Source organism: Italian clover phyllody phytoplasma str. MA1, assembly GCF_000300695.1.
Classification (GTDB): Bacteria; Bacillota_I; Bacilli_A; order Acholeplasmatales; family Acholeplasmataceae; genus Phytoplasma.
Map to the genome: position 1 here is coordinate 1 of NZ_AKIM01000029.1, position 5,602 is coordinate 5,602.

At 26.8% G+C, this 5,602-nt stretch carries 7 protein-coding genes and 1 pseudogene; 6 read left to right on the forward strand and 2 right to left on the reverse strand.

Annotated features, from left to right (window positions below; genetic code table 11):
- Nucleotides 1-434: 434 nt before the first annotated feature.
- The 6 genes from rpsP (at nucleotide 435) to RI01_RS01800 (ending at nucleotide 4,547) form a co-directional block, all read left to right on the forward strand.
- Nucleotides 435-683, forward strand: a complete 249-nt coding sequence (gene rpsP, locus RI01_RS01775; RefSeq protein WP_017192945.1) for a 30S ribosomal protein S16 — start codon at nucleotides 435-437, stop codon at nucleotides 681-683.
- Nucleotides 684-765: 82 nt separating this feature from the next.
- A complete protein-coding gene (trmD, locus tag RI01_RS01780) occupies nucleotides 766-1,518 on the forward strand; it encodes a tRNA (guanosine(37)-N1)-methyltransferase TrmD (RefSeq protein WP_017192946.1) in 753 nt (250 codons plus the stop codon).
- A gap of 36 nt (nucleotides 1,519-1,554) precedes the next feature.
- Entirely contained in the window at nucleotides 1,555-1,908 is a 354-nt protein-coding gene (gene rplS, locus RI01_RS01785) for a 50S ribosomal protein L19 (protein ID WP_017192947.1), read from the forward strand.
- 131 nt (nucleotides 1,909-2,039) lie between these two features.
- Nucleotides 2,040-3,287 carry a tyrosine--tRNA ligase gene (gene tyrS / locus RI01_RS01790; RefSeq protein WP_017192948.1) on the forward strand — a complete coding sequence of 416 codons (1,248 nt, stop codon included), beginning with the start codon at nucleotides 2,040-2,042 and terminating at the stop codon, nucleotides 3,285-3,287.
- Nucleotides 3,288-3,332: 45 nt separating this feature from the next.
- Nucleotides 3,333-3,785, forward strand: a complete 453-nt coding sequence (gene sufU, locus RI01_RS01795; RefSeq protein WP_017192949.1) for a Fe-S cluster assembly sulfur transfer protein SufU — start codon at nucleotides 3,333-3,335, stop codon at nucleotides 3,783-3,785.
- A 42-nt stretch (nucleotides 3,786-3,827) separates the two neighbouring features.
- The gene (locus tag RI01_RS01800) at nucleotides 3,828-4,547 is read left to right on the forward strand and encodes an RNA methyltransferase (RefSeq protein ID WP_017192950.1); all 720 of its coding nucleotides are present in this window, start codon (nucleotides 3,828-3,830) and stop codon (nucleotides 4,545-4,547) included.
- Between the two features lie 109 nt (nucleotides 4,548-4,656).
- Here RI01_RS01800 and RI01_RS03870 read toward each other — a convergent pair.
- Nucleotides 4,657-5,250 (reverse strand): annotated as a pseudogene (locus tag RI01_RS03870) (hypothetical protein).
- Between the two features lie 59 nt (nucleotides 5,251-5,309).
- Nucleotides 5,310-5,602 (reverse strand): AAA family ATPase (locus tag RI01_RS03875; RefSeq protein WP_235728182.1); only part of this gene is annotated, 293 nt, incomplete at its 5' end.

Here is a 5,602-nt window from a genome sequence, read left to right on the forward strand (position 1 = left end):
TTTTTTAGTCTTAGAAAAGAAAAAAAGACTAACTTAATAGTTAGTCTTAAAGAATTTTTAAAAAATAAAAAGTGTCTAAAGTTTTGGAACACCTCAAATGATTCAGGATACATATCTTTTTAGCCAAAAACATTCTCAATTAAACTTTTTCACTTAATTAATATATAAAACACTTTCAGATAAAAGAAAAATGACGTTTTATAACATAAATCTTAAAAAAAACAGATAATTTGCTTTATAATATTATTTGTAATAAATATAAATAAAAAAATATCTAAAAAGTTTTTTATATGAAAAACTTAAATATAATAAACAATAAAACTTATTATAATAATATTATTATTTATTATATTTAAGTTGTTGACAGATATGGTTTTTTATTTTATAATTAATGAGATAGAGTATTTTTAAAGAAAGTAGGCTTGGAATAAAAAATGTCAGTTAAAATTCGTTTACAACGTTTTGGTGTTCATAAAAAACCTTTTTATCGTGTAGTTGCTATAACTTCCAAAAATAAAAGAGATGGCAAATTTTTAGAGATTTTAGGAACTTATGAACCATTCAAAAATTTAATTAATTTAGATGTTGAGAAAATTGATAAATGGCGTTCAGTCGGTGGAGAGCCTACAAAAACTGTTCAAAATTTATTGAAAAAATACAAAAACAATAATAAACAAGCGTAAAATCAATATTTTTCCTAACCTAAAATATAATATATTTTAGGTTAATTGTTGATGTAAGTTGGCAAAAAAGGCTTTTATAAATATGAAATTTGATATTATTACTATTTTTCCTTCTTTTTTTGATAGTTTTTTAAACAATTCTATTATTAAAAGGGCTCAAATTAACGAACAAATTGAGTTTGAAATTCACGATTTAAGAAAATATAGCAATAATAAACACAATCAAATAGATGATATTCCTTACAGTGGAGATGTAGGTATGTTGTTGAAATTTCCTCCTTTTTACGACGCTCTTCAACAGATAAAAACTTATTCTAAAAGTAGAGTAATTTTATTATCTCCTCAAGGGAATGTATTGACTCAACAAAAAGCTGTTGAATATGTCCAAAATTTTTCTCATTTAGTGATTTTATGTGGTAATTATGAAGGTGTAGATGCTAGAGTTTTAGATTATGTGGATGAAGAAATTTCCATTGGCGACTACGTCTTAACTGGCGGCGAAATAGCGGCTACAGTTTTTATAGACGTTATTGCGAGATTAGTTCCTGATGTCATTAAAAAGGAATCTTATTTAAACGACTCTCATCAAAATGGTTTATTGAAATATCCTCAATACACTAAACCGCAAACTTATCAAAACAAATCAGTTCCTTATATACTTTTATCAGGTTATCATAAAAACATTATTCAATGGCGCGAAAAAGAAAGTTTAAGAAACACTTTTTTAAAAAGACCGGATTTATTAGAAAAAATCACTTTAAACGAGAAACAAAAGCAATTATTAGAAGAAATTAAAAAAGAAACTAAAAATCAAAAAATCAATAAAAAAGATTGAGATGATGATTCATTTTATAAAGGAAATTAGAAAATCATGAATTTAAAAGGACAAGAATTACTAAATTCAATTAACGAAAACAATTTAAAAATTGTTCCTGATTTCAAACCAGGTGATACTGTAAAAGTTTACATTAAAATTGAAGAAGGTAACAAAAAAAGAATTCAAACATTTGAAGGGTTAGTTATTAAACGTCAAGGCAGTAATATTTCTGAAAACATTACTGTAAGAAAAGTTTATTCTGGCATAGGAGTAGAAAGAATTTTCCCAATTCATTCACCTTTATATGAAAAAATAGAAGTAACTCGTCGCGGAATCATAAGACGTTCTAAACTTTATTACATTAGAAAACTTTCAGCTAAAGCTGCTAGAATTAAAGAAAGAAAATAATTTTTTTAATTTTAAGAAATAATTTAATAAAAAAAGATTTTGAATCATGAAAAAACGAGATTATTTTAATCTCGTTTTTTAAGTTATATAAGAAATTTATTTTTTTTTAAAATCATTTAAAGGAGTTAATAATGCTTTTATTTCAAGAACTAAAATGGCGTAATTTAATAAAAGATTGTAGCGATGAGAAAAGATTAGAAGAGATGTTAAATAACGAATCTATTAATTTTTATTGCGGTTTTGATCCTACTGGGAATTCTTTAACTGTAGGTCATTTAGTGCAAATTACAACTATTTTATTATTACAACAAAAAGGTCATATTCCGTTTATTTTAATCGGGCAAGCGACTGGTTTAATCGGTGATCCTAAAGAAACTGAAGAAAGAAATTTACTTTCTAAAGAAACGATTTATCATAATGTAGAGCAAATTCAAAAACAACTAACTAACATTTTATCCCCTCATAAAGTGGCATTTGTTAATAATTATGATTGGATTTCTCAAATAGATCTTATTACCTTTTTTAGGACTTACGGTAAATTATTCAACGTTAATTATATGATCGCTAAAGACACAGTAGCCAAAAGGTTGAAAACAGGAATTTCTTATTCGGAATTTTCTTATATGATTTTACAAGCTTTAGATTTTCATCAATTATACAAAAATAAACAAATTAAACTACAAATGGGTGGTTCTGATCAATGGGGCAATATTACCAGCGGTTTAGAATTAATTCGTAAATTAGAAAAAAAAACCCTAGAAGAAAAACCAGTCGGTATGAGTATCCCTTTATTGTTAAATAGTCGAGGGGTTAAATTTGGCAAAAGTGAAAAAAATACTTTATGGTTAGACCAAAAATTAACGAGTCCTTATCAAATTTACCAATATTTCTTAAATACGGCTGATAATGATGTAGTTAATTATTTAAAAACTTTAACTTTGTTAAAACTAACTTTTATTATATCATTAGAAGAAGAGGTTCAACAAAATCCACAACAAAGAAAAGCTCAAAAAGAATTAGCTAAAAGTATTGTTACTTTTTTATACGGAGAAGAGGTTTTTAAAGAATGTTTTCGAGTTAACGAGATTTTATTCTCTAAAAAACATGTTTTTCAAAAAGAAGATTTTGTGTTATTGCAAAAACACTTAGTAACTGTGCAAACTAATACTTATCTGCCTTTAGCGGACGCTTTGGTACAAACCCAACTAACTGCTTCTAAAAACGAAGCTAAAAAAATCATTTCTTCAGGATCAGTGAAAATTTTTAAAAATCCTGTTAAACAAGTAGATTATCTTTTAAGTTCTAAAGATGTTTTATATGATAAATACGTTTTATTAACTAAAAAAAATAAATTTAAAGCTTTAATCGTTTTTAATTAAAAAATAGTCTTTTAATTTATTGGAAAAGAAAGAGTTCTTTTGGTGATGTCTAAACAAGAATTGTATCGTCAATTAATCTTAAAACATTATAAAAATCCCGCTAATATAGGGTTAGAAAAAAATAACCCTCATGCCTACCTATCTCAACAGAAAAACGTTTCTTGTGGTGATGAAATAACTCTTCAAGTTGCTTTGGAAAAGAATAAGATTGTTAATATTAGATACGAATTACAAGGTTGTTCTATTTTAGTTGCTTCCGCTTCGCTCATGTCTATTCATTTGAAAAATACCACTTTAGAAGAAAGTATCGAACAAATCAATCATTTCCTTAATTTATTAGAAAATAAACCTTTTGATAAAAAAGTTTTAAAAGAAGAATTACATATTTTAGAAAATGCGACCCATTTTACTGGTAAATTTAAATGCGCCAGTATGCCTTGGACTTTATTGTTAAAAATGATTCAAGAAAGGCAAAACACTCTTCTTGCTCCGAAGTAATTTGATTGATTAAAAAAAATATATCTAAGAAAGAAAATAAACGTGATTTTATCTAAAAAAAATCCTAAATTTAAAAAATTAAAAAAATTAGCTTTAAAAAAATATCGTGATTTATACCAAGAATTTTTAGTTTTTGGTGAGCATTTAGTTGAAGAAGCTTTAAAAAGCGGGGTTGTTTTAGAACTTTATACCACTAATACCGACCAACACGAAGGTGTTCTGATGGAAGATTACTTAATGAGAGAATTAAATAAAAATAAAATTTTATATTCTCAAGTAGCAGTTTGTCAAATGAAAAAAAACGTTTTGCAAAGTGATAAAATTTTAGTCTTAGATGATGTTCAAGACCCTGGAAACACTGGTACATTATTAAGAAGCGCTAGTGCTTTCGGTTTTAAACATGTTTTTTTCAGCGATAAAAGCGTTGACTTTTATAATGAAAAAGTTATCGCCGCTACCCAAGGAGCTTTGTTTAATTTATTCTTAGAAAGAGGCGATACCATCTCTTTTTTAAACAATTTAAAAACAGATAACACTTATATTTTCAGTTCTTCTGTTAATGAAAAAACTATTGATTTAAAAGAATTAAACCCAGAATTTTTAAAAAATAAAAAAAGAGCTTTAGTGGTAGGGAATGAAGGGTCTGGTATTTCTCAAGAAGTCAAAGATCTTTCGTCTTATTTTATTAATATTGACACTTCTTCGGTAGAAAGTTTAAATGTTAATGTTGCTGGCAGTATTTTAATGTATTTATTAAAATAAAACTTTTATTACTTCTTTATACTAAAAATAATCTTTATTTGATAAAAATTTTCTCAATATAAAAAGAACCCTTTTAAGGGTTCTTTTTTTTATGTTTGTATTATATGTTTCAATTGTTCTGATTAACTATTTGTTCTAATTGTTCTTTGACGATAGTTTCTTGTTTTAACAAAATATGAGCTATTTTATCTAATAAATCTTTATTTTCTTTAATGATTTTTCTTGTTTCTTCCATACATTCATCGATGATTTTTTTAATTTCTTTTTCTACTATTTCATTACGTACAAAAGAATTATTATCGTTTTTCATAGACCCTAAATCAGACATTCCTAATTTGGTCACCATTTGGGTCGCTATTTGGGTCGCCGATTTAAAATCTCCATAAACCCCATTAGAAACATCATTAAAGATTAATTCTTAAGCCGCTCTTCCACCTAAATAAGAGATAATATTAGCTAACATTCTTTTTTTAGAAGAAAAGAAAGTTTCTTTTTCTGGAAGCATTAAATTATATCCACCCGCATTTCCTCTAGGAATAATGGTTATTTTTTGTACTTTTTGCGCATATTTTAATTTTAAACTAATCACAGCATGACCTGCTTCATGATAAGCTACCATTTTCTTTTCTTCTTCATCATATTTTCTTGATTTTTTCGCTGGACCCATTAAAACACGATCAATCGCTTCTTCTAGTTCCGACATGTGAATCGTTTCTTTTTGATTTCTAACTGTTAAAATAGAAGCTTCATTTAAAACAGAGTCTAATTGGCCCCACTCATAGAAGGCGTTTGTTTAGCTATTTGTTCTAAATCAACCGATGGATCTAGTTTTTTATTTTTAACATGGACTTTAAGAATAGCTTCACGAGCTTTAATATCAGGTAAACCAACAGTAAATTGACGATCAAACCTGCCGGGACGAAGTAAAGCTGAATCTAGCATATCTTTTCGGTTGGTAGCACCGATAACGATCAATCCTTTAGATTTATGAAAACCATCCATTTCGGTTAATAATTGGTTAAGAGTTTGGTCTTTTTCCCGAGAACCGCCACTAT

What these genes read in the sequence shown, in the direction of transcription:
- rpsP (WP_017192945.1), top strand. Translation starts at nt 435, where the DNA reads ATGTCAGTTAAAATTCGTTTACAACGTTTTGGTGTTCATAAAAAACCT.
- trmD (WP_017192946.1), top strand. Translation starts at nt 766, where the DNA reads ATGAAATTTGATATTATTACTATTTTTCCTTCTTTTTTTGATAGTTTT.
- rplS (WP_017192947.1), top strand. Translation starts at nt 1,555, where the DNA reads ATGAATTTAAAAGGACAAGAATTACTAAATTCAATTAACGAAAACAAT.
- tyrS (WP_017192948.1), top strand. Translation starts at nt 2,040, where the DNA reads ATGCTTTTATTTCAAGAACTAAAATGGCGTAATTTAATAAAAGATTGT.
- sufU (WP_017192949.1), top strand. Translation starts at nt 3,333, where the DNA reads ATGTCTAAACAAGAATTGTATCGTCAATTAATCTTAAAACATTATAAA.